This window comes from Myceligenerans crystallogenes (assembly GCF_039529775.1).
GTDB lineage: Bacteria > Actinomycetota > Actinomycetes > Actinomycetales > Cellulomonadaceae > Myceligenerans > Myceligenerans crystallogenes.
In genome coordinates, this window is the sequence record NZ_BAAANL010000002.1 from 621,018 (window position 1) to 647,660 (window position 26,643).

Sequence of the window (26,643 nt, forward strand, 5' to 3'; positions counted from 1 at the left end):
CTCAGAATACCGACCCATGGAAGCGATTCCAAGCTTCTCACCAGGCGTTTCACCCTTGCTGAATAGCGCAGGGAAGCAAACGAACCCGTTGCAAGGATTCACGGAGGGACGGCCGGAGCCGGCCCGTCCGGAAAGGCTCGGGGACGCGGTCGCCCGGGCGGGCCCGGGACGGCGCCCCACCGGAAACGACGGGGCGGAGCAGGTCCGGCCGCAAGCCGGTCCCGCTCCGCCCATCTGTCTCGTGCCCGCTGAGGGACTTGAACCCTCACCTCCGAAGAGACGCGGGTTTGAGCCGCGCGCGTCTGCCAGTTCCGCCAAGCGGGCCGGGCGAGAGCCACCTTACCTGGTGGCCCCCGCCGGGACGAACATGAATCCGGGTACCGCGGACCCGGTCAGGGGCTCAGCCCTTGACCGCACCCGCCATGATGCCCGCGACGAGCTGGCGGCCCACCACGGCGAAGATGATCAGCAGCGGCAGCGTGACCAGGAAGACGCCCGCCATGATGAGCGAGTAGTCATCGTGGTAGCCCGCACGGAGGTTCTGCACGGCGATCGGCAGCGTCGGGTTGCTCGAACCCAGCACGACCGAGGGCCAGAAGAACATCGTCCACTGCTGGACGAACATGAACAGGCCGAGCATGGCCGCGGCGGGCCGGGCCGCCGGGAGCGCGATGCTCCAGAACGTCCGGAACATCGACGCGCCGTCCACGCGGGCGGCCTCGATCAGCTCGTACGGCAGCGCCGACTCCAGGTACTGGGTCATCCAGAACACGCCGAACGCCGAGACCAGCGCCGGCACGATGACCGCCTGGAGCGTCCCGATCCAGTCGATCTCCGACATCAGGATGTACATCGGGATGACGCCGAGCTGCGTCGGCACCGCCATCGTGGCGATGACGAAGACGAGCAGGCCGTTCCGGCCGGGGTACTGCAGCTTCGCGAACGAGAAACCGGCCAGCGTCGAGCTCAGGACGACGGCGAGCGCGACGGTCACCGAGATGACGATCGAGTTCACCAGCGCGAGCCAGAAGTTGACCTGGTTGTTGGACACCACGTTCGCGAACTGGCTCAGGATGCTCAGGTCCGGCAGCCACTGGGGCACGGCCGTCTGGGAGATCGTCTGCTGGTCGGACGAACCCAGCAGCAGCGTGTAGTACAGCGGGAACGCGGCGACCAGGAGCACCAGCCCCAGCAGGCCGTACGTGATCCAGCCCCCGCCGCGGACGGCGGAACCGGTGCCGTGCTGCTGGGCCCGGGCACGCTTGCGGGCGGCGGCCTTCGCGGCCCCCTTGCCGGCGATCTGGCCGGCGGCGGCGACGGAGCTCATGAGTCCCTCCGGTCGGTAGTGGTGTTCTCGCTGGCTGACCGGACCGCGGCGGCCCGGCGTGCGGCGGCGGCCGCACCGGCCGCCCTCGCCTCGGCCCGCAGCCGGCGCGTCACCGCGCGGCTGACCTTCGGTGCCCTCGGGCCCGACGACGAGATCCGCTGGGTGATCAGGAAGTTGATGACGCCGACGATGAGGATGATCACGAACAGCAGCCAGGCCACGGCGGCACCGCGGCCCAGGTCACGCTGGGTGCCCCAGGCGGTGTCGTAGAGGTACAGCACCGTCGTCATCCACTGCTGGTCGCCGCCGCCGCGTCCGTGGACGTCGAACATCCGCGGCTCGTCGAAGATCTGCAGGCCGCCAATCACCGAGGTGAGGACGACGAAGATGATCGTGGAGCGGATCTGCGGCACCGTCACCGAGAAGAACTGCCGCCACGGGCCGGCGCCGTCGATGGTCGCGGCCTCGTACAGGTCACGCGGCACGGCCTGCATCGCGGCGAGGAAGATCAGCGCGTTGTAGCCGGTCCAGCGGTAGTTGACCATCGTGGCGATCGCGAGGTGGCTGGACCAGCGGTCCGAGTGCCAGCCGATCGGGTCGATGCCGAACACGCCGATCAGGTCGTTGATCAACCCGTACTGGTCGGCGAAGAGCCGCCCGAAGATCATCGACACGGCCACGGGCGCGACGACGTAGGGAACCAGCACGCCCATGCGCCAGAACGTGGCGGCGCGGATGTTCCGGTCCAGGAGCGCCGCGATCACGACGGCCAGGATCACCTGCGGCACCGAGGACAGCAGGAAGATCGAGAACGTGTTCACCAGGGAGTGCCAGAAGCCGCCCCGGCCCAGCACGTCGGCGTAGTTCTGGAGACCCACGAACTCGCCCTGGCCGCCCAGCAGGTTCCACTCGTACATCGACACCACGGCGGTGTAGACGAGCGGGAACAAACCCGTCAGGGCGAAGAGGACGAAGAACGGGGAGATGTACAGATAGGGCGAGACCTTGACGTCCCAGCGGCTCAGGGTCTGGGAGAACCCGAGTTTGCGCGGCGCGCGCGGTGGCGGCGCGGTCGAGCCCGCAGGGGGCTCCGTCGTCGTGAGTGCGGCCATGTCGTCTTCCTGGTCGGGTGCGCGGCTGATGAGGATGGTTCGGCGCCACGAGGACGCCCGTGCGCCGTCGCCGGCCCCGCGTGCTCGCGAGGCCGACGACGGCGGTCAGAGATCAGAGCTCAGGTCAGAGACCGAGCTCGTCGTAGGCCGCGACGGCCTTCTCCCACGACTCGTCAGCCTCGGCCGACTTCTCGACGTCGACGCGCTTGACGGCGTCCTGCACCTGCTGGTGGATCGTGAAGTAGTTCGGGCCCTTGAACGGCGTCACCGTGATCGCTGCGGCGCGGTTGGTGAAGATCTCACCGACCGGCGCGTCGTTCATGAACTCGTTGGTGAAGCCCTGAACGGCCTCCGACTCCTGCGCCTCGACCTGCGACGGGAAGGTACCGGCCTCCTCGAAGGCAGCGGTCTGCTGCTCCGGGGCGGTCAGCCACGCGGCCAGCTCCTTGGCCGCCTCGACGTTCTCGCCCGAGGACGGGACGGTGAGGAACGAACCGCCCCAGTTACCGCCGCCACCGGGGAAGACGTCGGCGACGTTCCAGCCGTCAACACCACCCGAGTTGGACTCGATCGGGCCGGTCATCCACGCCGGGCACAGCATGGTCGCGAAGGCGTCCTTCTGGAACGCGGCGTTCCAGTCCTCGCTCCACTGCTCCAGGCCGGCCGAGAGGCCCGCCTCGCCCTGCGCGACGACGGTCTCGTACAGACCCTGGACGGCGGCGTTCTCGCCGAGCGGGATCGGCGTGCCGTCCGTGTTCTCGTAGGCGGCGTCCTCCTGGTTGACCAGGCCCTGGTAGATGGCCATGCCGGAGTCGTACCACGCCGAGTCGGACTTCTTGACGAACTTCTCGCCCGCCGCGAAGTACTCGTCCCAGGTGGCGTCCTCGCCACCGAGCAGCTCGGCCACCTCGGCCGGCTCCGAGGGGAGCCCCGCGTCCTCGAACAGGTCCTGGCGGTAGCAGACCGCCTCGGGGCCGATGTCGGTCCCGTAGCCGATGAGCTTGCCGTCCGGTGTCGTGCCCTGCTGGACCTTCCAGTCCACCCAGCGGCCCTCGACGTCGGCGCTGGCCAGGTCCTCGAACAGGTCGGGGTACTGACCGAACTCGGCCATCCAGTCGACCTCGATGGCCTCGATGTCGGCCAGGCCCTCGCCGCCGGCGGCGAGCTTGGTCGAGAGGTTGGTGCGAGCGTCCTCGGCGGTCGCGGCGACCGTCTGCTCCACCGTGACGTTCGGGTGCTCCTCGGTGTACTTCGCGAGGAGTTCCTCGGTGTACCCGAAGTTGTTGAACGTGGCGACCGTGAGGGTGATGGGCTCCTCCGGGTCGGCACCGCCCTCGGGGTCGCTCGCGGGGCTGCCACCGCAGGCGGCGAGCCCGAAGGCCAGGGTTGCGATTCCGGCGGTGGCCGCGAGACGGCGGCCGCCTGTACGAGTACTGCTGAACACAGTGGACTCCTTTGTCTTTCCTGACGAATTCTGGGATGCGCCAACCTCGGCACATCGTGCGGGACACCGCCCGCGGAAGCGTGGTAGCGCTTCCACCGTGGTGGCCTATCGTGCCGAAGGTCACGACGGGCCGTCAAGTCCCCAGCTGTCCGCGATAGGGACGATGTCACGTCAACCGGTACGATCCGGCCGCTGAACGGCCGGATCGTTACCCTTTCGTGCCTACTCTTCACCCTCTTCGGGGAGGGTGATCGAGCCCTTCGTCTCCAGTTCCTGCACCCGGCCGATCGCCTGCTGCCAGGCCTCGTCCGGCGAGAGGTCGCCGGCGTCCATCGCCCGGAGCGAGTCGCCGAAGGCGTCCTCCTGGATCTGGGAGTCGAGCGGGCCCTTGAACTGCGCCCGCACGCCCTCGGTCCGCTGGGCGAGCAGCTTCGCGATCGGGGCGCCGCCGAACACCGGGTCCCCGTCGACCGGCTCGGTGCTGAAGATGTGGATCATCTCCTCCGTGCTCGGGAACGTGCCCGCGACCTTGAACGCCTCCGCCTGCTGCTCGGCCTCGGTCAGCCAGAGCACGAGCTCGGCGGCCTCGTCGGGGTGCTCCGAGGACTCCGGCACGGCCAGGAACGAGCCGCCCCAGTTCGCCGAGCCGCCCGGGAAGACGTCGGCGAAGTCCCACCCGGTCTCCGGCCCGCCGCCCGCGGCCTCGAGCTGGGTCTTGATGTGGCCGATCATCCAGCCGGGGCACATGAACGTGGCGAAGGAGTCGTCGGTGAACGCCTTGCCGCCGCGCCAGTCCCAGGGGGTCTCGCGGGCCGACAGGCCGTCCGCGTTCGCCTGGGCGACCAGGCCCCACTTCTCCGCGAGCGCCTCGTTCTCCCCGGCGATGATGTCGCCGTCGATGTTGTAGTAGCCCTCGTCGAGCTGGTTCACCATGGCGTTCCACACGAAGGTCGGCTGGTCGTACCACGCCTTGCCCGTCGTGGCGTGGTACTGCCGCCCGACCTCGAAGTACCGCTCCCAGTCGCCGCCGTCCTGCTGGAACAGCTCCGCGACCTGCTTCCGGTCGGTCGGCAGGCCGGCCGCCTCGAAGAGGTCACGGCGGTAGCACAGACCCATCGGGCCGATGTCCGTGCCCGCGCCGATCACGGCGCCCGTGGGCGCGGTGCCCTGCTTGTACTTCCACTCCAGCCACCGCCAGCTCGACGTCTCGATGTGGTGGTCGCGCAGGTCCACGAACTTGTCCGACTCGGCCATCGCCTGGCCGAGCCAGCCCTCCTCCAGCGCCACGACGTCGCTCATGCCCTCGCCGTTCTCGAGGCCCTCGAAGAGCGTGGCGCGCGCGTCGCCGCTCTGCTCGTAGTTGGTCGCCTCGATCGTGACGCCGGGGTGGGTCTTCTCGTACTGCTCGTACAGGTCGTCGAAACCCATGACGCCGAACGTCGCCACCGTCAGCGTGACCTCCTGGTCCTCGCCGCCGGTCGCGAGTCCGGCCCCACAGCCGGCCAGCAGGGCGGTGGTCACGATCATCCCTGCGCCTGCCCAGGCAGCGCGCGTCATCCGTCTCATGTTCTTGGTTCACCCTCGTTGGTGCATTGTGTGGTCGGCGGCGACACCTGAGCCGCCACGGGCCGCGTTCCCGCGGCCCGATTGGCTGGATACGCTTCCACAGGCGGTCGCGGCCGACAAGGATGAAAAATGCCGCACGGGCGGGGAGAAGTCCCCGCCCGCGCGGCCGGGGCACGTCAGGCCCCGTGCGGAACGGAAGGTCAGGCGGTCGCCGATCCCCGGCCGTCCGCCTTAGTCCCGATGCGGTGCACCAGGATCGAGTTCGTCGTGCCGGGCACGCCCACCGGGGCGCCCGAGACGACCACCACGAGGTCGCCCTTCTCGGCCAGGCCGTTGGCCTGCAGCGTGGAGTCGACCTGCTCGACCATCGCGTCGACGCTGTCCACCTTGGGCACGAGGTACTGCTCGGTGCCCCAGGTCATCGACAGCGCGTTGCGCGTGCCCTCCACCGGCGTGAACGCCAGCAGCGGGATCGAGGACCGCAGGCGCGACATGCGCCGCGCCGAGTCACCCGACTGCGTGAACGTCACGAGGTACTTGACGCCGAGCCGCTCGCCGATCTCGGCGGCCGCGCGGGTGATGGCGCCGCCGCGGGTGTGCGGCGTCGACCCCAGCGGGGCGATGCGCTCGCGGCCCGCCTCCTCGGTGGCCTCGATGATCTTGGCCATCGTCTCGACCGTGATGATCGGGTAGTCGCCCACGGACGTCTCGCCGGAGAGCATCACGGCGTCCGCGCCGTCGAGCACCGCGTTGGCGCAGTCCGACGCCTCGGCGCGCGTCGGGCGCGGGTTGGTCGTCATGGACTCGAGCACCTGCGTGGCCACGATGACCGGCTTCGCGTTGCGGCGGGCCAGCTCCACGATGCGCTTCTGCACCAGCGGCACCTGCTCCAGCGGCATCTCCACGGCGAGGTCGCCGCGGGCCACCATGACGCCGTCGAACGCGGCGACGACCTCGGCGAGGTTGTCCACGGCCTGCGGCTTCTCGATCTTGGCGATGACGGGGACCGTGCGGCCCTCCTCCTCCATGATCCGGCGCACGTCCTCGTAGTCCTTCGCGGACCGGACGAACGACAGCGCGATGAAGTCCGCGCCCTGGGCCAGGCCCCAGCGCAGGTCGTCGGTGTCCTTGCCGGACAGCGCCGGCACGGACACGGCCACGCCCGGCAGGTTCAGGCCCTTGTTGTTCGACACGGGGCCCGGCACCTCGACGCGCGTGACGACGCGCGGGCCGTCCACGGCCTCGACCACGACGCGCACCTTGCCGTCGTCGATGAGGATCGGGTCGCCGACGCGGGCGTCCTGCGGGAGGCCCTTGTGCGTGGTGGACACCAGTTCCTTGGTGCCCTCGACGTCCTCGGTGGTGATCGTGAAGACGTCACCCACGTTCAGGAAGTGCTTCTCGTCCCCGGCGAACCGGCCCAGGCGGATCTTGGGGCCCTGCAGGTCCACGAGGACCGCCACCGAGGTACCCGCGTCCTGCGCCGCGGCGCGGACGTTCTTGATGACCTCGGCGTGCTCGGACTGCTCCCCGTGGCTGCGGTTGATCCGCGCCACGTTCATGCCGGCGTCCACCAGCTCCCGCAGCTTCTCGGGCGACGCCGTCGCGGGTCCGATGGTGCACACGATCTTTGCTCTGCGCATGTCTCCAGCCTCGTCGTCTCGCGGCACCCGCGCATCTGCACGTGCGAGGCAGCGGCACGAACACAGGCTCGGGAGGCCGCACGGCCCCTGGTTGACGGGGCCATTCGTCTCTCGGTCTTCAGGCTATGCCCGCCCGCGGCGCGAACGCGCTGTGGGCGGGCACAACGTCAGGTGAACTTTCTGCAGTTCTTGGTGCGCGCTTCCTCGTGCTCTCCTTCGCCGGCGCGCGCCGCGAAGGTCAGGCCCGCAGCGCGTGGGTCCGCGGGCGCACGGGTGCGGGCAGCTCGGTGCCGCCCGCCAGGTACTCGTCCACCGCGGCGGCCGCGGCGCGGCCCTCCGCGATGGCCCACACGATGAGCGACTGCCCGCGCCCGGCGTCACCGGCCACGAACACGCCCGGCAGGCTCGCCGCGTAGTCGTCGCCGCGCGCCACCAGGCCGCGGTCGGTGATCTCCGCGCCGGTCTGCTCCTCCAGGTCCCGCGTCTCGGGTCCGGTGAACCCCATGGCGATGAGCACCAGGTCCGCCGGGATCTCCCGCTCGGTGCCCGCCTTGGGCGCGCGGCGCCCGTTCGGCAGGTACTCGGTCTCGGCGACCTTGAGCGCGCGCACCCGGCCCGCGCCGTCGTCGACGAACTCGACGGTGGACGCGAGGTAGGTGCGCTCGCCGCCCTCCTCGTGCGAGGTCGAGACCTCGAAGAGGATGGGGTCGGTCGGCCACGGCTGGTGCGCGGGGCGCTCGCCCGGCGGCCGCTTGCCGATGGCGAGCGTGGTGACGCTCGCGGCACCCTGCCGCAGCGAGGTGCCCACGCAGTCCGAGCCGGTGTCGCCGCCGCCGATGACGACGACGTGCTTGCCCGCGGCCGACGGCGCGCCGGCCGGCGGGGCCGGGTTCGGCTCGTTCTCGCCGGCCGCGGACACGGCCTTGTTCTGCGGCGTCAGGAAGTCCATCGCGAAGTGCACGCCGCCGAGCTCCCGCCCCGGCAGGGGCAGGTCGCGCGGCACGGTCGCGCCCGTCGCGACGACGACGGCGTCGAACCGCCGCCGCAGCGCGTCCCACGAGATGTCCCTGCCGATCTCGACGCCCGGCCGGAACCGGGTGCCCTCGGCCTCCATCTGCGCGAGGCGGCGGTCGATGTGCCACTTCTCGAGCTTGAAGTCGGGGATGCCGTACCGCAGCAGGCCGCCGATCGCGTCGTCCCGTTCGTAGACGACGACGGTGTGCCCGGCGCGCGTGAGCTGCTGGGCGGCGGCGAGCCCGGCGGGCCCGGAGCCGACGACGGCGACCGTGGAGTCGGTGAGCCGCTCCGGCACGTGCGGCGTGACCAGCCCGCGGGCGAACGCCTCGTCGACGATCGACACCTCGACGTTCTTGATCGTCACCGCGGGCTGGTTGATGCCCAGCACGCAGGACGTCTCGCACGGCGCCGGGCACACGCGCCCGGTGAACTCCGGGAAGTTGTTCGTCGCGTGCAGCCGGTCGATCGCGTCGCGCCACTGGCCCTGCCGGACCAGGTCGTTCCACTCGGGGATGAGGTTGCCCAGCGGGCAGCCCTGGTGGCAGAACGGGATGCCGCAGTCCATGCAGCGCCCGGCCTGCTCGGTCAGCTTGGCCAGGAAGGGGCTGCCGCCCACCCGGACGTCATGGGTGTCCTTCCAGTCCAGCAGCCGCACCTCGACGGGACGGTTCGGCGGGAGCTCCCGCTCCCGCACCTTGAGAAACCCACGCGGGTCAGCCACGAGCCACCTCCATGATCCGGTCCCACTGCGCGGGGTTCCAGTCGTTCTCGTCCAGGTCCTGGTCCGCGAGCGCCTCGCGCATGCGGGCCCAGCCCGGCGGCAGGATGCGGGTGAAGCGCCCGCGTGCGGCCGGATCTTCCAGCAGTTCGGCGGCCACGAGGGAGCCGGTCTCGGCGTGGTGCCGGCTCAGCAGGCCGCGCACGGTCTCCCAGTCGGCGTCGTCGAGCGGCGTGGCCGTCAGCTCGCCGGCGGCGAGGGCGCCGGCGTTGAGGGCGCCGTCGCGCAGGTTGAGCACGTAGGCGATGCCGCCGGACATGCCGGCGCCGACGTTGCGGCCGGTGGGGCCGAGCACGAGCACGGTGCCGCCGGTCATGTACTCGCACGCGTGGTCGCCGACGCCCTCGGTGACGAGGGTGGCGCCGGAGTTGCGCACGCCGAAGCGTTCGCCGACGCGGCCGCGCAGGAAGATCTCGCCGGTGGTGGCGCCGTAGCCGATGACGTTGCCCGCGATGGTGTTGGCGGCGCCGTCGAGCACGGCGGCCTTGTCGGGGCGCACCACGATGCGGCCGCCGGACAAGCCCTTGCCGACGTAGTCGTTGGCGTCGCCGAACAGGCGCAGCGTGATGCCGCGCGGCAGGAACGCGCCGAAGGACTGGCCGGCGGAGCCGGTGAGGGTGACCTCGATGGTGTCGTCGGGCAGGCCCGCGCCCTTGTAGCGCTTGGTCACCTCGTGGCCGAGCAGGGTGCCGACGGTGCGGTTGACGTTGCGCACCGGCACCTCGAGCCGCACCTTCTCGCCGCGTTCGAGGGCGGGTTCCGCCCCGGCGATGAGCTGGTTGTCCAGGGCGCGCTCGATCCCGTGGTCCTGGCTCCTGCTGCGGTACAGGGTGGTGCCCGCGGCGGGTTCGATGCGCTCCAGCACGGGCGCGAGGTCGAGGCCCTGCGCCTTCCAGTGGTCCACGGCCTTGCGGGTGTCGAGCACCTGCACCTGGCCGATGGCCTCGTCGAGGGTGCGGAAGCCGAGCGCGGCGAGGTGCTCGCGCACCTCGGTGGCGACGAACTCCATGAAGTTGACCACGAACTCGGGCTTGCCGGTGAACCGGGCGCGCAGCTCGGGGTTCTGCGTGGCCACGCCCACCGGGCAGGTGTCGAGGTGGCACACGCGCATCATGATGCAGCCGGAGACCACCATGGGCGCGGTGGCGAAGCCGAACTCCTCGGCGCCGAGCAGCGCGGCGACGACGACGTCGCGGCCGGTCTTCATCTGGCCGTCCACCTGGACGGTGATGCGGTCGCGCAGGTTGTTCAGCACGAGGGTCTGCTGGGTCTCGGCGAGGCCGATCTCCCAGGGGGTGCCCGCGTGCTTGAGGGACGTGAGCGGGCTGGCGCCCGTGCCGCCGTCGTGCCCGGAGATGAGCACGACGTCGGCGTGCGCCTTGGAGACGCCCGTGGCGACCGTGCCGACCCCGAACTCGCTGACCAGCTTCACGTGGACGCGCGCCTCCGGGTTCGCGTTCTTCGCGTCGTGGATGAGCTGGGCGATGTCCTCGATGGAGTAGATGTCGTGGTGCGGGGGCGGCGACACGAGGCCGACACCGGGCGTGGAGTACCGCGCCGAGGCGATCCACGGGTACACCTTGTTGCCGGGCAGCTGCCCGCCCTCGCCGGGCTTGGCGCCCTGGGCGAGCTTGAGCTGGATGTCGTCGGCGTTGGTGAGGTACTCCGAGGTGACGCCGAACCGCCCCGACGCGATCTGCTTGACGCGGCTGCGGCGGGCCGGGTCGTGCAGGCGGTCCGGTGTCTCGCCGCCCTCGCCGGAGTTGGAGCGGCCGCCGATCCGGTTCATGGCGACGGCGAGCGTCTCGTGCATCTCCTGCGAGATCGCGCCGTACGACATCGCGCCCGTGTTGAACCGCTGGACGATGTCCGCCACGGACTCGACCTCGTCGATCGGCACGGGCTCGCGGTCGGGGCTGAAGCGCAGCAGGCCGCGCAGCGTCATGAGGCGCTGCGACTGCTCGTCCACGCGGCGCGTGTACTGGCGGAAGATGTCCATCCGGCCGGACCGGGTGGCGTGCTGGAGGCGGAACACCGTCTCCGGGTCGAAGAGGTGCTCCTCGCCGTCGCGGCGCCACTGGTACTCGCCGCCGGTGGTGAGGCGGTCGTTGGGGTTGCGGTTGCCCGACGGCGGGTACGCCTCGGCGTGGCGCGCCGCGACCTCGGCCGCGATCACGTCCAGGCCGATGCCGCCCAGGCGCGACGTCGTCCCCGTGAAGTAGTTCTCGACGAGCTCGTGGGACAGGCCCACGGCCTCGAAGATCTGCGCGCCGCGGTACGACATGATCGTGGAGATGCCCATCTTGGACATCACCTTGAGCACGCCCTTGCCGAGCGCCTTGATGAGGTTCGCGACCGCGGCCGCCGGGGTGACGCCGAGGTAGCCGCGCCGCGCGAGGTCCTCGACGGTCTCCATCGCCAGGTACGGGTTGACCGCGGCGGCGCCGTAGCCGATGAGCAGCGCGACGTGGTGCACCTCGCGCACGTCGCCGGCCTCGACCACGAGCGACACCCGGGTACGGGTGTGCTTGCGCACCAGGTGGTGGTGCACCGCGCTGGTCAGCAGCAGGGACGGGATGGGGGCCAGCTCCACGGTGGAGTGGCGGTCCGACAGCACGATGAAGCTCGCGCCGGCCTCCACGTGGGCGTCGACCTCGGCGAAGATCTCCTCGAGGCGCGCGTGCAGCGCCGCTCCCCCGCCGGACACCTCGTACAGCCCGCGCACGACGGCGGCCGAGAAGATGCCCTCCAGCTCCTCGTCGCGGTCGACGTGCACGATCTTGGCGAGCTTGTCGTTGTCCAGCACGGGGAACCCGATGACGAGCTTGCGCGCGTGCTCGGGCAGGTCGGCCAGCAGGTTCGGCTCCGGGCCGATGGCGCTGCCGATCGAGGTGACCAGCTCCTCGCGGATCGCGTCCAGCGGCGGGTTGGTGACCTGCGCGAACATCTGGGTGAAGTAGTCGAACAGGATGCGCGGGCGCTGCGAGAGCACCGCCATCGGCGTGTCCGAGCCCATCGCGCCCAGCGGCTCCGCGCCCGTGGACGCCATCGGCGTCAGCAGGACCTTCAGCTCCTCCTCGGTGTACCCGAAGGCGCGCTGGCGGCGGCGCACCGAGGCGGTGCTGTGCGCGACGTGCTCGCGGTCCGGCAGCTGGTCGAGGTACACCGAGTGGCCGTCGATCCACTCGCGGTACGGGTGCTGGGCGGCGAGCTGGGACTTGATCTCGTCGTCCTCCACGATCCGGCCGGAGCCGGTGTCCACCAGGAACATGCGGCCCGGCTCGAGGCGGCCCTTGCGCACGACGGACGCCGGGTCGATGTCGAGCACGCCGGCCTCCGAGGCCAGCACGACGAGGCCCTCGTCGGTCACCCAGAAGCGGCCCGGGCGCAGGCCGTTGCGGTCCAGGACCGCGCCGATCAGCTCGCCGTCGGTGAACGCGCAGGCGGCCGGGCCGTCCCACGGCTCGATGAGGTTGGTGTTGTACTCGTAGAAGGCGCGGCGGTCCGCGTCCATCTCCGTGTTGTTCTCCCACGCCTCCGGGATCATCATCAGCACCGCGTGCGGCAGCGAGCGCCCGGACAGGTGCAGCAGCTCCAGCACCTCGTCGAAGCTGGCGGAGTCGCTGGCGCCCGGCGCGTTGATCGGGCGCAGCTGGGTCAGGTCGCCCAGCAGCTCGGACTCGAGCTGGCCCTCGCGCGCGGCCATCCAGTTCCGGTTGCCGCGCACCGTGTTGATCTCGCCGTTGTGCGCGATGAGGCGGAACGGGTGCGCCAGCGGCCACGACGGGAACGTGTTCGTGGAGAAGCGGGAGTGCACCAGCGCGATCTCGGTCGCGTAGCGCGGGTCCTGCAGGTCGCCGAAGAACGGCTCGAGCTGGAACGGCGTCAGCATGCCCTTGTACGTGACCGTGCGGGACGAGAGCGACGCGAAGTACAGGTCCAGCTCGTTCTCGGCGCGCTTGCGCAGGCGGAAGCAGCGCCGGTCGAGGTCGATGCCGCCCAGTTCGCGCGACGGGTCGGCGACCACGAGCTGGCGGAACGCCGGCATCGCGGCGCGCGCGGACGGGCCGATCATCGAGGCGTCCACGGGCACGTCGCGCCAGGCGAGCACGTCGAGCTTCTCCTCGGCGGCGAGCGCCTCGATGCGTGCGATCACCTTGTCGCGCTCGTGCTCGTCGACGGGCAGGAACGCCGTGCCGATCGCGTACCTGCCGGGGGGCGGCAGCTCGGCGTCGACGACGTCGCGCAGGAACGCGTCGGGGATCTGCGTCAGGATGCCGGCGCCGTCGCCGGTGTCCTCCTCGGCGCCCACCGCGCCGCGGTGGTCGAGGTTGAGCAGGGCGGTCAGGCCGGCGTCCACGATGTCGCGGCCCGGGGTGCCGCGGAGCGTGGCGACGAACGCCACGCCGCAGGCATCGTGCTCCGCCGACGGGTCGTAGAGCCCACGCGGGCTGTTCCGGTGCAACGGCATGGTCATGGATCCTCACAGACGTCCGGGCATGCCGGACCCATCTCTCACTCGTCAACCGGGGCGCCGTCGGCCCGGAAAGGGACTGTGGGGTGCGCGCCCGATGGGTGGTCGGTCCGCTCACGCCCCTTGCGTGGTCTCGGGCCCCTCCGCGGTGGTTTCCGCGGCCGGAGCCCGATCTCTGCGTGCCAGGACGATCGAGACTGCCAGGGCCACCAGGCCCAGCACGATCGCTGTCCAGACATTGAGCCGGAGACCCAGCAGGGTCTCCGTCTCGTCGATCCGCATCATCTCGATCCAGACCCGGCCGAGAGTGTAGACGACGACGTACGCCCAGAATACCCGGCCATGACCGAAGTTGAACCGCCGGTCCAGGAAAAGCAAAAGTGCGGCGGTCACCAGACACCACAGGATCTCGTAACCGAACAGCGGATGAAACGTTGTGCCCTCCGGGTAGGCGACGCCCGTGGCCGGATTCGTCACCAGATGTTCCGGCGCGATCCGCAGCGCCCACGGCAGGTCCGCGGGCAGCCCGTACAGCTCCTGGTTGAACCAGCTGCCCACGAGCGCCACGGCCTGGCCCACGAGCAGCCCGGGGGCGGCGGCGTCGGCCAGCGAGGCGAACGGCAGGCGGTGGATCCTGCACGCGATCCACGCCCCGAGCGCGCCCAGCGGGACGGCGCCCCAGACGGCCAGGCCGCCCTCCCAGAGCCGCAGCACCGCCCACGGGTCGGCGCCGGGCGCGAGGTACGTGTCCGGCGTCGTCAGCACATGGTAGGCGCGGGCGCCCACCAGGCCGAACGGCACGGCCCAGAACGTGACGTCCAGCACCCGCCAGCCGTCACCCCCGCGGGCCCGCCACCGCGCCACCGTGATCCAGACCGCGACCGCGATCCCCGCCAGCAGCGCGAGCGCGTACGCCCGGACCGGGAGCACGCCCAGGTACCAGGTGTGCTCGGACGGGCTGGGGATGCTCGCGGGCAGCTGGGACAGCGGGAGGGTCAGAGGCACGTACGCTCCGGCGGGGGGTCATCGGATCAGGACGCGCCGTGCGCGGCGCGTGCAGACCGTACCCCGTGAGCCAGGTCGCGCGTGACATCCGCCAGAACCTTGAGACGGTCCGCCCACGGCTCGTCCCCGAGCAACGGCTTGACCAGGGCGGATCCCACGATGACGCCGTCGGCCCAGCGTCCCACCTCGGCCGCCTGGGTGCCGGTGGACACCCCGATGCCGACGCACACGTGCTCCGCGCCCGCGGCGCGGGTGTCGGCGACGAGCTGCTCCGCGCGCTCCCCCACCGTCGCGCGCACACCCGTGACGCCCATCAGGGACGCGGCGTAGATGAACCCGCGGGCGGCGCGGGCCGTGAGCGCCAGGCGGTCCGGCGTGGACGTGGGTGCCACGAGGAACACCCGGTCCAGGCCGTGCGCGTCGCTCGCGGCGATCCACTCGGCCGCCTCGTCCGGGATGAGGTCCGGGGTGATGAGGCCGGCGCCGCCGGCAGCGGCGAGGTCGCGGGCGAACGCGTCCACGCCGTACCGCAGCACGGGGTTCCAGTAGGTCATCGGGAGCACCGCGACGTGCGGCGCGTGCTCGCGCAGCCGCCGGATCACCTCGAAGACGTCCCGCACCCGCACGCCCGCGTCCAGGGCGGCCTGCGCGGCCTCCTGGATCACGATGCCGTCCATCACCGGGTCCGAGTACGGGATGCCCAGCTCGATGACGTCCACGCCGTTGTCGGCGAGCGTCAGCAGCGCCTCGACCGAGCGCTCCACGTCCGGGAAGCCGATCGGGAGGTAACCGACCAGCGCGGGCCGGTTCTCCTGGTCGCGCAGGCGCGTCAGCAGGTCGCCCACGGACCCGGCCGGCGCGCCCACCGCGCTCCCGCCCACCGTCGTCGTCGCCTCGCTCATCCCCGGCCCTCCATCTTCTCCAGCTCGTGCGACGCCACGCCCTCGTCGAGCAGGCCGAACCAGCGCGCGGCCGTGGCCACGTCCTTGTCGCCGCGGCCCGAGAGGTTCACCAGGATCGTGTACGGCTCGCCGTCCGGTCCCGTCCTCCCCTCGGCCGCGGCCGCGCGGCCCAGACGCAGCGCGCCCGCCAGGGCGTGCGCCGACTCGATGGCCGGGATGATGCCCTCCGTGCGGCACAGCAGGCGGAACGCCTCCATCGCCTCGTCGTCGGTCACCGGCTCGTAGGTGGCGCGGCCGAGGTCGTGCAGCCAGGAGTGCGCCGGGCCGACGCTGGGGTAGTCCAGCCCCGCGGACACCGAGTGGCTCGGGCGCGTCTGGCCGTCCTCGTCCTGCAGCAGGTAGGAGCGCGCGCCGTGCAGCACGCCGGGCTCGCCGCCCGAGAAGCGGGCGGCGTGCCGCCCGGACTCGATGCCCTCGCCCCCGGCCTCGAAACCGAAGATCTCCACGCCCTCGTCGTCGAGGAACGCGTTGAACAGGCCGAGCGCGTTGGAGCCGCCGCCGACGCAGGCGGCCAGGGCGTCGGGCAGCCGGCCCGTGCGCTCCAGCATCTGCTCGCGCGCCTCCTCGCCGATGATGCGGTGGAACTGCCGCACCATCTCGGGGAACGGGTGCGGCCCGGTGACGGTGCCGAGCACGTAGTGCGTGTGCTCGACGTTGGTCACCCAGTCACGCAGCGCCTCGTTGATCGCGTCCTTGAGCGTGCGGGTCCCGGCGGTGACCGGCACCACCTCGGCGCCGAGCAGGCGCATCCGCGCGACGTTCAGGGCCTGGCGGCGCGTGTCCTCCTCGCCCATGTAGATCACGCACTCGAGGTCCATGAGGGCGGCCGCCGTCGCGGTGGCGACGCCGTGCTGGCCGGCGCCGGTCTCCGCGATGACGCGGCGCTTGCCCATGCGCTTGACCAGCAGGGCCTGGCCCAGCACGTTGTTGATCTTGTGCGAGCCGGTGTGGTTCAGGTCCTCGCGCTTGAGGAAGACCCGCACACCCGGGAACGACGACGGCGCCCCCTCACCCACGGCCTGCGCGGCGAAGCGCTGCACCTCGGTCAGCGGGCTCGGGCGCCCGGTGTACTCGCGGTGCAGGCGGGCGAGCTCCGCGACGAACGCGGGGTCGTCCGAGGCCTTGGAGTACTCGGTCTCGAGCTCGTCCAGCGCCGCGATGAGCGACTCCGGGACGAACCGGCCGCCGAACTCCCCGAAGTAGGGGCCGGTCACGTCGGCCAGGCGTGCTCCTAGGCCTTCAGACAGGCTCACGTCGTTTCCTTCCTGGAGGAACTGGTCTGCTGTCACTGCGTCGGCCGCACCGATCGCAGCGAGGGGTGCGCGCCGGCCGCGACGAGCTCGGCCACGGCGGCCCGCGGGTTCCCGTTGCGGACCAGGGCCTCGCCCACGAGGACGACGTCGGCGCCCGCCCGGGCCATCTCCATGACCTCGCGCGGGCCGCCGATGCCGGACTCCGCGACGCGCACGACGTCGTCCGGCACGTACGGCGCGAGGCGCTGGAACACCGTCATGTCGACCTCGAGCGTCTTGAGGTTCCGGTGGTTGATGCCCACCACCCGGGCGCCGGCGTCGAGCGCGCGCTGCACCTCGTTCAGGTCGTGCGCCTCCACGAGCGCCGTCATGCCGAGCGAGTGCACGCGCTCGACCAGCGACTCCAGCACCGTCTGCTCGAGCGCCGCCACGATGAGCAGGACGACGTCGGCGCCGTGCGCACGCGCCTCCCACACCTGGTAGGGCGTGACGACGAAGTCCTTGCGCAGCAGCGGGGTGTCCACCCGCGCGCGCACCGCGTCCAGGTCGGCGAGCGAGCCGGAGAACCGGCGCTGCTCGGTGAGCACGGAGATCACCGCGGCGCCGCCGGCCGCGTACTCGACCGCGAGCGCCGCGGGGTCCGCGATGTCGGCCAGCGCCCCCTTGGACGGGCTGGAGCGCTTCACCTCCGCGATGACCGCGACGGCCTCGGGATCCTTGAGACGGCCGACGACCTCGAGCGCGCCCGGCTGCTTCGCCGCGCGCTCCTTGAGGTCGTCGAGGGACGTGCGCGCCTCGCGCTCCGCGAGGTCCTCGAGGACCCCCGCGACGATGTCGTCCAGGACCGCCATTCGTGTGCCTCCCGTGCCGTGCCTGAGCTGGGTTGCCCGCCCCGCGATCATCGTAGGCCGTCGGGGCTGCTGTCCCGGCCACCTGCCACCTGTCGGGACGCCTTCGGCCCCAGCATGGACCACCGGGACGTTCCGGGCACGCCGAACCGGCGTCGTCCGGGGGGCGTACGGGTGCTGAGGTGAGCGTTCGCACGGGCCGGAGGGCGCGCGCCGGCCCCGGGCCCCCGGCGCCGGTCCGCCGCGGAGGGCGGCGGCGCACCGGTCAGGGTGCGGTCGCGGCAAGGATTTCCGCGGCCCGCCGGATTTCGGCGGAGGTGAGACCGGCGTGCGCGGTGAGGCGCAGCCGGGGCCACGGGACCGAGGGCGGCCGGAAGCAGAAGACCTCGACGCCGGCGGCCCGGCAGCGGGCCGCCCAGGCAACGGCGTCCTGCGCGGACGGCGCGGGAACGGAGACGACGGCGGCCCCGGGCCGGGTCGCGTCGAGGCCCGCGGCACGCAGGGCGTCCGACAGCCCTTCGGCCGCCTCACGGCAGCGTCCCGCACGCTCGGGTTCGCGCCGCAGCACGCGCAGCGCGGCCAGGGCTCCGCCCGCGGCGGCGGGCGCGAGGCCGGTGTCGAACATGAAGGTCCGGGCGGCACTGACAAGGTGCCCGACGACGTCCGCCGGGCCGAGCACGGCACCGCCCTGCGAGCCGAGGGCCTTGGACAGGGTGACCGTGGCGACGACGTCGCGCGCCCCCGCGAGCCCGGCGTCGTGGACGCTGCCGCGCCCGCCGTCGCCGACGACGCCGAGGCCGTGCGCGTCGTCGACCAGCAGGCCGGCGCCGGCGTCCCGGCAGACCCGGGCGAGATCGCGCAGGGGCGCGAGGTCGCCCTCGACGGAGAAGACGCCGTCGGTGACCACGAGCGCCGGCCCGGCGAAGACGCCCGCCGCGGGCGCGTCGTCACCGGCGTCGGGCATCGGCCTGACGAGGCCGGCTGCGACGTCGTCCGGCGACGCGTGCCGCGCGATCCGGACCTCGCCGCCGGCGAGGCGGCAGCCGTCGATGACCGAGGCGTGGTTGCCGGCGTCGGACACGATCAGGCTGCCGCGCGGCGCGAGGGCCGCGAGCGCCCCGAGGTTGGCGGCGTACCCGGTGGCGAAGACGAGGGCGGCCTCGAAGCCGCAGAACTCCGCGAGCTCGGCCTCCAGGGTGGCGTGCAGGCTGGTGGAGCCGGTGACGAGGCGGGAGCCGGTGGCGCCGGCGCCCCAGGTGCGGGCGGCGCCGGCCGCGGCCGCGGTGACCTCGGAGTGGCGGGCGAGGGAGAGGTAGTCGTTGCTGGCGAGGTCGAGGGTGCCGGCGGCGGCCTCGCGCGGCCGCACCTCGCGCAGCAGCCCGGCGGCGCGACGGCGCTCGGTGTCGGCGGCGATCCAGCCGAACGGGTCGTTCTGCATGCGCCGACGGTAGCCGTGACCAGCCGGGATCCACACACGCCGCCGGGGATGTTGTCGTCAACCACCATTCCCGCGCGGCGGCGTCGTCGGTGATGATCAGGTCCATGACCGAAACCGCGCTGCCAGAGCTGCTGTCGTCCGTCGTCGCGAAGGGCCTCGCGGCCGACCCCGCCGACCCGGTCACGCGCCAGGAGGCGCTGGCGGTCCTCGCCACAGGCGACGAGGACCTGATGGACGTCGTCGCGGCGGCCGGGCGCGTGCGGCGGCGCTGGTTCGGGAACCGGGTGAAGCTGAACTACCTGGTCAACCTGAAGTCGGGGCTGTGCCCCGAGGACTGCTTCTACTGCTCGCAGCGGCTCGGCTCGGAGGCCGACGTGCTGAAGTACACGTGGCTGTCGCCGGACGCCGCCGCCGACGCCGCCGCGGCGGGGGTCGCGGGCGGCGCGAAGCGGGTGTGCCTCGTGGCCAGCGGCCGCGGCCCGACGGACCGGGACGTGGACCGGGTGGCGCGCACCGTGGGCGCCGTGCGCGAGCGCAACCCCGAGGTGGAGGTGTGCGCGTGCCTCGGCCTGCTGGGCGAGGGCCAGGCCGAGAAGCTGGGCGCGGCGGGCGTGGACGCCTACAACCACAACCTCAACACGTCCGAGGCGACGTACTCCGAGATCTGCACGACGCACGAGTTCGCGGACCGGGTGGAGACCGTGGGGCGCGCCAAGGGCGCGGGCCTGTCGGCCTGCTCCGGGCTGATCGCGGGGATGGGCGAGAGCGACGAGGACCTCGTGGACGTGGTGCTGGAGCTGCGGGCGCTGGACCCGGACTCGGTGCCGGTGAACTTCCTCATGCCGTTCGAGGGGACGCCGCTGGAGGGCACGTGGGAGCTGACGCCGCAGAAGGCGCTGCGGATCCTGGCGATGACGCGGTTCGTGCACCCGGACGTGGAGGTCCGGCTGGCGGGCGGGCGCGAGCTGCACCTGCGCACGCTGCAGCCGCTGGCGCTGCAGTGCGCGAACTCCATCTTCCTGGGCGACTACCTGACCAGCGAGGGGCAGGCGGGCAAGGCGGACCTGGAGATGATCGCGGACGCCGGGTTCGTGGTCGAGGGCGCGGGGACCGACACGATGCCGGAGCACCGGCGCGACGTCGTCGTGCGCAAGCGGGGTGCGGGGACGCAGGTCGCGCCGAATGCGTGACGCCCGGCGGAAGGGAGCGGCGCCGGGCGCGACGTCGGCGGCGGACGACGGCGCCGGCCTCCTCGCGCTCGACCGCGCCCACGTCTGGCACCCCTACGGCCCGCTGCCGGGAACGACGACGCCGCTGGTGGTGGAGTCCGCGCAGGGGGTGCGGCTGCGGCTGGCCGAGCCCGCCTGGGGGCGGCGCGAGCTGGTGGACGGGATGTCGTCGTGGTGGGCGGCGATCCACGGGTACCGGCACCCCGTGCTGGACGCGGCGGTCACCGGCCAGCTCGGGCGGATGAGCCACGTGATGTTCGGCGGGCTGACGCACGAGCCCGCCGTGCGGCTGGCGGCCCGGCTGGCGGAGATCACGCCGGAGCCGCTGCGGCACGTGTTCCTCGCGGACTCCGGGTCGGTGGCCGTCGAGGTCGCGATGAAGATGTGCCTGCAGTACTGGGCGTCGACGGGGCGTCCGGCGAAGCGACGCTTCCTGACCTGGCGCGGCGGGTACCACGGCGACACCTGGCACGCGATGTCCGTGTGCGACCCCGACGGCGGGATGCACTCGCTGTGGTCGGGCGCGCTGCCGCGGCAGGTCTTCGCACCGGCCCCGCCGGCGGATCCGGGGCACGACGACCTGGACGCGGCGTACCTGGCGACGCTCGACGCGCTGATCGGGCGGCACGCGCACGAGCTCGCCGCGGTGATCGTGGAGCCGGTGGTGCAGGGCGCCGGCGGGATGCGGTTCCACTCCCCCGGCTACGTCCGCGCGCTGCGCGAGGCGTGCGACCGGCACGACGTGCTGCTCGTCCTCGACGAGATCGCGACCGGGTTCGGCCGCACGGGCACGCTCTTCGCCGCCGAGCAGGCGGGGATCGCGCCCGACGTGATGTGCCTGGGCAAGGCGCTGACCGGCGGTTACCTGACGTTGGGCGCGACACTGTGCACGTCCCGGGTCGCGGACGGCATCTCACGCGGCGAGGTCCCCGTGCTCGCGCACGGCCCCACGTTCATGGGCAACCCGCTCGCGACCGCCGTCGCCCTCGCGTCGATCGACCTGCTGCTCGGCCAGGACTGGCAGGCCGAGGTGCGCCGCGTCGAGTCCGGCCTGCGGACCGGGCTGGCGCCCGCCCGCGACCTCCCCGGGGTGCGGGACGTGCGGGTCCGCGGCGCGATCGGCGTCGTCCAGCTCGCCACGGAGGTCGACGTCCCGGCCGCGACCCGCGCCGCCGTCGGCGAGGGCGTCTGGCTGCGGCCGTTCCGTGACCTCGTCTACACGATGCCGCCGTACGTGTCCGACGACGCCGACGTGGCGCGGATCTGCGCGGGAGTGCTGGCCGCGGCCGGGGCAACGGGGGCGGCGGCATGAGGGCCGGCGGTGCCGTCCGTGCCCAGGACGGGCCGCCGTCCGGCCCGGACCGCGGCGGCGTCCGCACCCGGGGCGGGCCGGCGGGCGTGCTGCACGGCGTCGTCGTCGTGACCGGGACCTGCACCGGCGTCGGCAAGACCGTCGTGACGGCGGCGCTCGCCGCCGCCGCGCTGGCCGCCGGGCGGTCGGTCGCCGTCGTGAAGCCCGCGCAGACCGGGGTGTCCGGCGACGAACCGGGGGACGTGCACGAGGTGGCGCGTCTCGCCGGGGACGTGACCGTGCACGAGCACGCGCGGTACCCCGAACCGCTCGCCCCGGCGACCGCCGCCCGGAGGGCGGGGCTGCGGCCGGTGCGGGCGGGCGACGTCGCGCGGGAGATCCGGCGGCTCGCCCGCACGCACGACCTCGTGCTCGTCGAGGGCGCGGGCGGTCTGCTCGTCAGGTTCGACGACGACGGCGGGACACTGGCCGATCTCGCGACGTTGCTCGGTGCGCCCGTGGTGCTCGTGGCCGCCGCCGGGCTCGGAACCCTCAACGCCACCGCGCTCACCGCCGAGGCGCTCCGGCATCGCGGCCTGACCTGCGCCGGGGTCGTGATCGGCAGCATGCCCGCCGAGCCGGACCTGGCGTCCCGCTGCAACGTCGCGGACCTCCCGGTGGTCGCGGGCGCGCCGCTGATCGGCGTCGTCCCCGAACGCGCGGGGGCACTGCCACCGGAGACCTTCCGCGCACGTGCGGCGACCTGGCTCCGAGACCCCACCGTCGCCTCACTGCGATAGCCGCCGATCCACGACGAGGTTCGCTGCGCGACCACGAGTCTGTCGACCATCGTCCGAGATCCGATGGCGGCAACCTCGTGGTCGCGCGGCACACCTCGTTACGGGCAGCCGGCGCGGGTCTCCGTGAGGGCGATGTCGTCCATGAGGACGTCGAAGTGGCCCGGGGTCGTGCCGCCCTGGTAGAGCTGCCAGCCGATCTTGACCGTGTCGGCCTGGGGCAGCACGAAGTCCGTGGCCGCGCCGCCGTGGTTCGTCGTGTCGACCTCCAGGTCGGGCTGCTCGACGCCGTCGAACCACACGGAGATGCGGTTGTCCTCGCCCGACCACTCGAACTCGACGCACTGCCAGCGGTCCTCGGTGGTGGGGGCCGACTCGCGCCAGTTGGTCCAGTCCCCGGTGGGGCCGCCGTCCGCGCCGACCCCCCAGAACGTGGCGTCCGGGCCGACCGTCGGGGCGAACTGGCCGCCCAGCGGGCGCACGACCTCCTTGCTGCCCGAGCCGGTCACCTCGATCAGGGTGAAGTGGGCCCAGTCGGGGGCGGTCGGGAAGTCGTCGACCTTGAGGCGCAGGCGACCCCAGAAGCTGTTGTCCTCCGCGGCGAAGCCGGTGACCTTCAGGAAGGCCATGCCGTTGTCCTCGGTGTGCACGTGCAGCAGCTTGCCGGCGCGTCCCGCCCGCTCGACCTCCAGCGTGCCGGCGCGCGTGTCGAGACCCCAGTCGAGGGTCGCGGCGCCGCCCGGGCGCATCGATTCGAAGTCCTCGCAGAAGAGGGCCTCCGTGCGGGCGCACGAGGCCGTGGATCCCTTCGGCCCGCCGTGCCCGCCGCCCCACGCCGCCGCCGGCGTCATCGCCGCCGCGGCCAGGGCCACCACTGCCAGCGCCGCCGCGGAGACGAGCCCCACGGTCCTCGGCGATCCGATCCTCTTCATGAACACACCCGTTCGCGTCAATGGCCCGGGCCGTAGCGGCCCGGCTGGGACCTCGGATGCTAGAGAGCGGGTGTGAGCAGCCGACACGAACCGAAACGTTTGGGCTCCGGCCCTGGTGGGCCGCCGTCACGGCCCGGGCCGCGTGATCGGGCCGGCGGCCCGGCGCACGGGTCAGAGCCAGGGCGTCAGGTACGGGACCAGGGGCGGGAGGTTGCGCAGGACGCCGAAGGCGACCAGCGTGGCGAGCGTGGCCCAGGCCGTCCATCGCGGGAGGTACGGGCCGGGCAGGCCGCGTGCGCGGCGGTACGTCCAGACCGCCCACAGCGCGACGACGAGGGGGGCCAGCAGCACCCAGAGCGGGTTCATCGCCCAGGCGCCGGCGAGGTCGAGGCGGGCCAGCTCGTAGGTGCCGCGCAGGCCGCCGCACAGCGGGCAGGCCACGCCCGCGAACAGCAGCAGCGGGCAGAAGCCGTAGGTACCCGCCTCGTGAGGGGTGCGCAGGACGAGGAGCGCGGTCCCGGCGGCCGCGGCGGCACCGGTGAGCAGCGGGCCCCGCAGGCGTGCGAGCAGTGGTGCGGGGGCTGCCGTGGCTGCCGCGCCCGGCCCCGTCACCGCCTCAGGCACCCCGCAGCAGCATCATCGACGCGACCACGACGACGCCGACGAGCGTGACCACCACCGACGCCCAGCCCAGCAGGACGCCCGTGAGCGCGATGCGCTCGTTGTCGGCCTCGCCGGCGCGGACCGCGCGCCGCCCGTCGTTGCCGACGAGGATCGCCGGGATACCGGTCAGCACGCCGAGGAACAGCAGGAACGACGCACTCCCGAGCGCGAGCGACCACACGCCCAGCGAGTTGCGGGCCCGGGAGGGCGTCGCGGCGGTCATTTCTGCCCCAGGCCCATCGACTTGAGCACGCCGCCCAGCACGAGCGAGGCCGCGATCACCCCGAACCCGGCCCAGAACAGCCAGAACATCGTGTCGATCACGACCCCGGCCGTGGAGACCAGCGCGCCGAGCATGATGCCGGTCATCGTCACCCAGGCGGCCACCGTGTGCCCGTGGTTGGTCGGCGGGACGGCCTCCGGGAGGTAGGCGACCTCGGCGGCTGCGGTCTGGTTCTCGGTCATCGCGGTGTGAAGCCTTTCGACGTCAGGGAGCGGGCGCTACCGCCCGGCCCCAGCTTATCCGTCATCGCGCGTCGGGTCCTCGCCACGGGTGAGGGCGTCCCAGTCCGCGGCGGGGTCGGGTTCGTCACGTTGCGCGGCCGGGGCGCCGGCGGGAGCGGCCGGGCCGGCCGGGGTGTGGTGCGCGACGCCGGGACGTGCGGCATCGCGTTCGTGACGGCGGCTCGCCTCCGGCCAGCGCCGGGCCGCGAGCGCCGCCGCGACGGCCACGAGCGCCGCGAGCACGCCGGCGGCCGCAGTCACCCACGGCCACAGGGTGAGCACGGCGGGAGCGGTCAGCTCCGTGACGCCGGCGGCGTCCGCCGCCGCGGACCGCGCGGCCGTGGCCGGCGCGACGACGCCGGCGACCGCGCCCGCCGTCACGCCCGCCCCGGCGAGGACGGCGACGGCCAGGACGACGTACTTCGCCGCGCGGCCGGTCAGGGCGAGCACGGGGCCGCACGCGAGCAGGACGAGCGCGGCGGCGCTGACGACCGGGGCGGCCTGGGTACCCGTGGCCTCGACCGCGACGCCGGCGCGCAGGGCGGTGGCGACCTCGCTGGTGATCCAGGTGGCCGAGGTCGTGGCGAGCGCGAGGCCGCCGAGGGCCAGGAGGGCCAGCAGCGCGCGGGTACGGGTGAGCGCGGGGCGGGCGGCGGGCGTCGTCGTCGTCATGCCGTCCGGAACCTTGCCGCCAGCTGGACCGCGCGGACCGCGGCGGCCGCCTTGTTGCGGGACTCCTCGTACTCGAGGCGGGGCACGGAGTCCGCCACGATGCCGGCGCCGGCCTGCACGTGGGCGCGGCCGCCCGCGATCATCGCGGTGCGGATGGCGATGGCCATGTCCATGTCGCCGTCGAAGTCGAAGTAGCCGACGGTGCCGCCGTAGATGCCGCGCGAGGCGGGCTCGAGCTCGTCGATCAGCGCGATGGCGCGGGGCTTCGGGGCGCCGGAGAGGGTCCCGGCCGGGAACGTGGCCCGCAGGGCGTCCAGGGCCGTGGCGGCGGGCCGCAGGCGGCCCACGACGGTGGAGCACAGGTGCATGATGTGGCTGAACAGCCGCACCTTCATGAACTCCACGACCTCCACGGACGTGGGTTCGCAGACCTTGACGAGGTCGTTGCGGGACAGGTCGACGAGCATGAGGTGCTCGGCGCACTCCTTGGGGTCGGCGCGCAGCTCCTCGGCGAGCGCGACGTCCTGCTCGGGGTGCGCGCCGCGGGGGCGCGAGCCGGCGATGGGGTAGGTGGTGACGTGGCCGTCGGCCACCTTGACGAGGGTCTCGGGGCTGGAGCCGACGACGGCGAGCCGGCGCGCGGCGGAGTCCTGCAGCTCGAAGTAGTACATGTACGGGCTGGGGTTGATGGTGCGCAGGGCCCGGTACACGTCGAGCGGATCGGCGGGACAGTCGAGGTCGAGGCGCTGCGAGAGCACGACCTGGAACACCTCGCCGTCCCGGATCGCCTCCTTGGCGGCGAGGACCGCCTGCTCGAACTCCTGCTGCGTGGACCGGAACTCCAGCTGCGGCTCGGCCACGCCGTCGTCGTCGGCCGCGACGCCTCCGCCCGCCGTGCCCGGTGCGGCGGCCGCGACGACCGTGGTCACGGGGGCAGCGCCCTGCGCGAGGCGGGCCTGCATGGCGTCGAGGCGGGCGACCGCGTCGGCGTGGGCCTCGTCGACGCGGTCGGCGGTGTCGTCGGCGTTGATCGCGTTCGCGACCAGCCAGACGGTGCCCTCGCGATGGTCGACGACGGCGAGGTCCGTGGCGAGGCACAGGGCCAGCTCGGGGGCGTGCAGCTCGTCGGGCGACTCGGACGGGAGCGTGGGCTCCCAGTGCCGCACGACGTCCCAGCCGAGGGACCCGGCCAGCCCGCCGGTGAACGGCGGCAGGTTGGCCAGGCGCGGCGTGCGCAGGGCCTCGAGGGTCGCCTCCACGACGTCGAGCACGTCGCCCTCGACGGGGATCCCGACGGGGACGTCGCCGGTCCAGTGCGCCCGGCCCCCGGTCGAGGTGAGGATCGCCCGCGAGGCCACCCCGACGAACGACCAGCGCGACCACTCCCCCGTGGCCTCGGCGGACTCCATGACGAAGGAGCCGGCGCCGTCGGCGAGCGTGCGGTAGAGCCCCACGGGGGTCGTGTCGTCCGCGAGCACCTTGCGGACCACGGGGATCACCCGGCGGTCCGGCGCGAGCGCCCGGAAGCCGGCGAGGCTCGGCCAGGTCTCGCCCCAGGGGAGATCGGCGGGGGCGCCGGACGGCGCGGGCGTCGCCACAGGGGCGGTGGTCTGCTGGGTCACCGGGTGACCTCCTCGGCGTCGGCCGGCCGGGCGGCGGGAGCGGCCGGGCCGGCCGGCGCCGCGTCC

The 26,643-nt window shown here is 73.0% G+C and carries 21 protein-coding genes and 1 tRNA gene; 3 read left to right on the forward strand and 19 right to left on the reverse strand.

The window, feature by feature from the left end:
• Positions 1 to 242: 242 nt before the first annotated feature.
• The 13 genes from ABD208_RS07550 to ABD208_RS07610 all read right to left on the reverse strand — a co-directional run bounded on the left by ABD208_RS07550 (position 243) and on the right by ABD208_RS07610 (position 18,867).
• Positions 243 to 324 (reverse strand) — tRNA-Leu (locus ABD208_RS07550).
• A gap of 76 nt (positions 325 to 400) precedes the next feature.
• Complete coding sequence (locus ABD208_RS07555; RefSeq protein WP_344101163.1) at positions 401 to 1,327, reverse strand: carbohydrate ABC transporter permease; 927 nt, start codon at positions 1,325 to 1,327, stop codon at positions 401 to 403.
• Complete coding sequence (locus tag ABD208_RS07560; RefSeq protein WP_344101165.1) at positions 1,324 to 2,439, reverse strand: carbohydrate ABC transporter permease; 1,116 nt, start codon at positions 2,437 to 2,439, stop codon at positions 1,324 to 1,326. The genes ABD208_RS07555 and ABD208_RS07560 overlap by 4 nt, the downstream gene beginning before the upstream one ends.
• A gap of 124 nt (positions 2,440 to 2,563) precedes the next feature.
• Positions 2,564 to 3,883, reverse strand: a complete 1,320-nt coding sequence (locus tag ABD208_RS07565) for an ABC transporter substrate-binding protein (protein WP_344101167.1) — start codon at positions 3,881 to 3,883, stop codon at positions 2,564 to 2,566.
• A 222-nt stretch (positions 3,884 to 4,105) separates the two neighbouring features.
• A complete protein-coding gene (locus ABD208_RS07570; protein ID WP_344101169.1) occupies positions 4,106 to 5,440 on the reverse strand; it encodes an ABC transporter substrate-binding protein in 1,335 nt (444 codons plus the stop codon).
• Positions 5,441 to 5,649: 209 nt separating this feature from the next.
• Entirely contained in the window at positions 5,650 to 7,092 is a 1,443-nt protein-coding gene (gene pyk / locus ABD208_RS07575; protein ID WP_344101171.1) for a pyruvate kinase, read from the reverse strand.
• A 238-nt stretch (positions 7,093 to 7,330) separates the two neighbouring features.
• Complete coding sequence (locus ABD208_RS07580) at positions 7,331 to 8,830, reverse strand: glutamate synthase subunit beta (protein ID WP_344101173.1); 1,500 nt, start codon at positions 8,828 to 8,830, stop codon at positions 7,331 to 7,333.
• Positions 8,823 to 13,364, reverse strand: a complete 4,542-nt coding sequence (gene gltB / locus ABD208_RS07585) for a glutamate synthase large subunit (protein WP_344101175.1) — start codon at positions 13,362 to 13,364, stop codon at positions 8,823 to 8,825. The genes ABD208_RS07580 and gltB overlap by 8 nt, the downstream gene beginning before the upstream one ends.
• Positions 13,365 to 13,475: 111 nt before the next feature.
• Positions 13,476 to 14,366: a prolipoprotein diacylglyceryl transferase gene (gene lgt, locus ABD208_RS07590; RefSeq protein ID WP_344101177.1), complete on the reverse strand. Its 891-nt coding sequence runs from the start codon at positions 14,364 to 14,366 to the stop codon at positions 13,476 to 13,478.
• Positions 14,367 to 14,392: 26 nt separating this feature from the next.
• A complete protein-coding gene (gene trpA / locus ABD208_RS07595; RefSeq protein ID WP_344101179.1) occupies positions 14,393 to 15,268 on the reverse strand; it encodes a tryptophan synthase subunit alpha in 876 nt (291 codons plus the stop codon).
• Positions 15,265 to 16,581: a tryptophan synthase subunit beta gene (trpB, locus tag ABD208_RS07600; protein ID WP_344101181.1), complete on the reverse strand. Its 1,317-nt coding sequence runs from the start codon at positions 16,579 to 16,581 to the stop codon at positions 15,265 to 15,267. Before trpB ends, trpA begins: the two co-directional genes overlap by 4 nt.
• Before the next feature lie 32 nt (positions 16,582 to 16,613).
• Positions 16,614 to 17,432, reverse strand: a complete 819-nt coding sequence (gene trpC / locus ABD208_RS07605) for an indole-3-glycerol phosphate synthase TrpC (protein WP_344101183.1) — start codon at positions 17,430 to 17,432, stop codon at positions 16,614 to 16,616.
• A gap of 262 nt (positions 17,433 to 17,694) precedes the next feature.
• On the reverse strand, positions 17,695 to 18,867 hold the full coding sequence (locus ABD208_RS07610; protein WP_344101185.1) for an 8-amino-7-oxononanoate synthase: 1,173 nt from the start codon (positions 18,865 to 18,867) through the stop codon (positions 17,695 to 17,697).
• A gap of 104 nt (positions 18,868 to 18,971) precedes the next feature.
• Here ABD208_RS07610 and bioB point away from each other — a divergent pair, with 104 nt between their 5' ends.
• The 3 genes from bioB to bioD are packed head-to-tail and all read left to right on the forward strand — an operon-like array spanning position 18,972 to position 22,187.
• Positions 18,972 to 20,057 (forward strand): biotin synthase BioB, encoded by a 1,086-nt coding sequence (gene bioB, locus ABD208_RS07615; protein ID WP_344101187.1) that lies wholly within the window; start codon positions 18,972 to 18,974, stop codon positions 20,055 to 20,057.
• Positions 20,050 to 21,408 carry an adenosylmethionine--8-amino-7-oxononanoate transaminase gene (locus ABD208_RS07620; RefSeq protein ID WP_344101188.1) on the forward strand — a complete coding sequence of 453 codons (1,359 nt, stop codon included), beginning with the start codon at positions 20,050 to 20,052 and terminating at the stop codon, positions 21,406 to 21,408. The genes bioB and ABD208_RS07620 overlap by 8 nt, the downstream gene beginning before the upstream one ends.
• Positions 21,405 to 22,187 (forward strand): dethiobiotin synthase, encoded by a 783-nt coding sequence (gene bioD / locus ABD208_RS07625; RefSeq protein ID WP_344101189.1) that lies wholly within the window; start codon positions 21,405 to 21,407, stop codon positions 22,185 to 22,187. The genes ABD208_RS07620 and bioD overlap by 4 nt, the downstream gene beginning before the upstream one ends.
• A 98-nt stretch (positions 22,188 to 22,285) precedes the next feature.
• Here the strand turns inward: bioD and ABD208_RS07630 are convergent, their stop codons facing one another.
• From ABD208_RS07630 to trpE, 6 genes are all read right to left on the reverse strand, one after another.
• Entirely contained in the window at positions 22,286 to 23,116 is an 831-nt protein-coding gene (locus ABD208_RS07630; RefSeq protein WP_344101191.1) for a hypothetical protein, read from the reverse strand.
• Between the two features lie 171 nt (positions 23,117 to 23,287).
• A complete protein-coding gene (locus ABD208_RS07635; protein WP_344101193.1) occupies positions 23,288 to 23,740 on the reverse strand; it encodes a DUF2752 domain-containing protein in 453 nt (150 codons plus the stop codon).
• The gene (locus ABD208_RS07640) at positions 23,733 to 24,002 is read right to left on the reverse strand and encodes a DUF4190 domain-containing protein (protein WP_344101195.1); all 270 of its coding nucleotides are present in this window, start codon (positions 24,000 to 24,002) and stop codon (positions 23,733 to 23,735) included. The genes ABD208_RS07635 and ABD208_RS07640 overlap by 8 nt, the downstream gene beginning before the upstream one ends.
• Complete coding sequence (locus ABD208_RS07645; RefSeq protein WP_344101197.1) at positions 23,999 to 24,244, reverse strand: HGxxPAAW family protein; 246 nt, start codon at positions 24,242 to 24,244, stop codon at positions 23,999 to 24,001. Before ABD208_RS07645 ends, ABD208_RS07640 begins: the two co-directional genes overlap by 4 nt.
• Before the next feature lie 54 nt (positions 24,245 to 24,298).
• A complete protein-coding gene (locus ABD208_RS07650) occupies positions 24,299 to 24,955 on the reverse strand; it encodes a Trp biosynthesis-associated membrane protein (protein WP_344101199.1) in 657 nt (218 codons plus the stop codon).
• Positions 24,952 to 26,577, reverse strand: a complete 1,626-nt coding sequence (gene trpE / locus ABD208_RS07655) for an anthranilate synthase component I (protein ID WP_344101201.1) — start codon at positions 26,575 to 26,577, stop codon at positions 24,952 to 24,954. Before trpE ends, ABD208_RS07650 begins: the two co-directional genes overlap by 4 nt.
• Between the last annotated feature and the right edge of the window lie 66 nt (positions 26,578 to 26,643).

Excerpts from the sequence above, each read along its gene's own strand:
- ABD208_RS07555 (WP_344101163.1), bottom strand. The coding sequence starts at position 1,327 with ATGAGCTCCGTCGCCGCCGCCGGCCAGATCGCCGGCAAGGGGGCCGCG.
- ABD208_RS07560 (WP_344101165.1), bottom strand. The coding sequence starts at position 2,439 with ATGGCCGCACTCACGACGACGGAGCCCCCTGCGGGCTCGACCGCGCCG.
- ABD208_RS07570 (WP_344101169.1), bottom strand. The coding sequence starts at position 5,440 with ATGACGCGCGCTGCCTGGGCAGGCGCAGGGATGATCGTGACCACCGCC.
- pyk (WP_344101171.1), bottom strand. The coding sequence starts at position 7,092 with ATGCGCAGAGCAAAGATCGTGTGCACCATCGGACCCGCGACGGCGTCG.
- gltB (WP_344101175.1), bottom strand. The coding sequence starts at position 13,364 with ATGACCATGCCGTTGCACCGGAACAGCCCGCGTGGGCTCTACGACCCG.
- trpA (WP_344101179.1), bottom strand. The coding sequence starts at position 15,268 with ATGAGCGAGGCGACGACGACGGTGGGCGGGAGCGCGGTGGGCGCGCCG.
- trpC (WP_344101183.1), bottom strand. The coding sequence starts at position 17,432 with ATGGCGGTCCTGGACGACATCGTCGCGGGGGTCCTCGAGGACCTCGCG.
- ABD208_RS07610 (WP_344101185.1), bottom strand. The coding sequence starts at position 18,867 with ATGCAGAACGACCCGTTCGGCTGGATCGCCGCCGACACCGAGCGCCGT.
- bioB (WP_344101187.1), top strand. The coding sequence starts at position 18,972 with ATGACCGAAACCGCGCTGCCAGAGCTGCTGTCGTCCGTCGTCGCGAAG.
- ABD208_RS07620 (WP_344101188.1), top strand. The coding sequence starts at position 20,050 with ATGCGTGACGCCCGGCGGAAGGGAGCGGCGCCGGGCGCGACGTCGGCG.
- bioD (WP_344101189.1), top strand. The coding sequence starts at position 21,405 with ATGAGGGCCGGCGGTGCCGTCCGTGCCCAGGACGGGCCGCCGTCCGGC.
- ABD208_RS07630 (WP_344101191.1), bottom strand. The coding sequence starts at position 23,116 with ATGAAGAGGATCGGATCGCCGAGGACCGTGGGGCTCGTCTCCGCGGCG.
- ABD208_RS07640 (WP_344101195.1), bottom strand. The coding sequence starts at position 24,002 with ATGACCGCCGCGACGCCCTCCCGGGCCCGCAACTCGCTGGGCGTGTGG.
- ABD208_RS07645 (WP_344101197.1), bottom strand. The coding sequence starts at position 24,244 with ATGACCGAGAACCAGACCGCAGCCGCCGAGGTCGCCTACCTCCCGGAG.
- ABD208_RS07650 (WP_344101199.1), bottom strand. The coding sequence starts at position 24,955 with ATGACGACGACGACGCCCGCCGCCCGCCCCGCGCTCACCCGTACCCGC.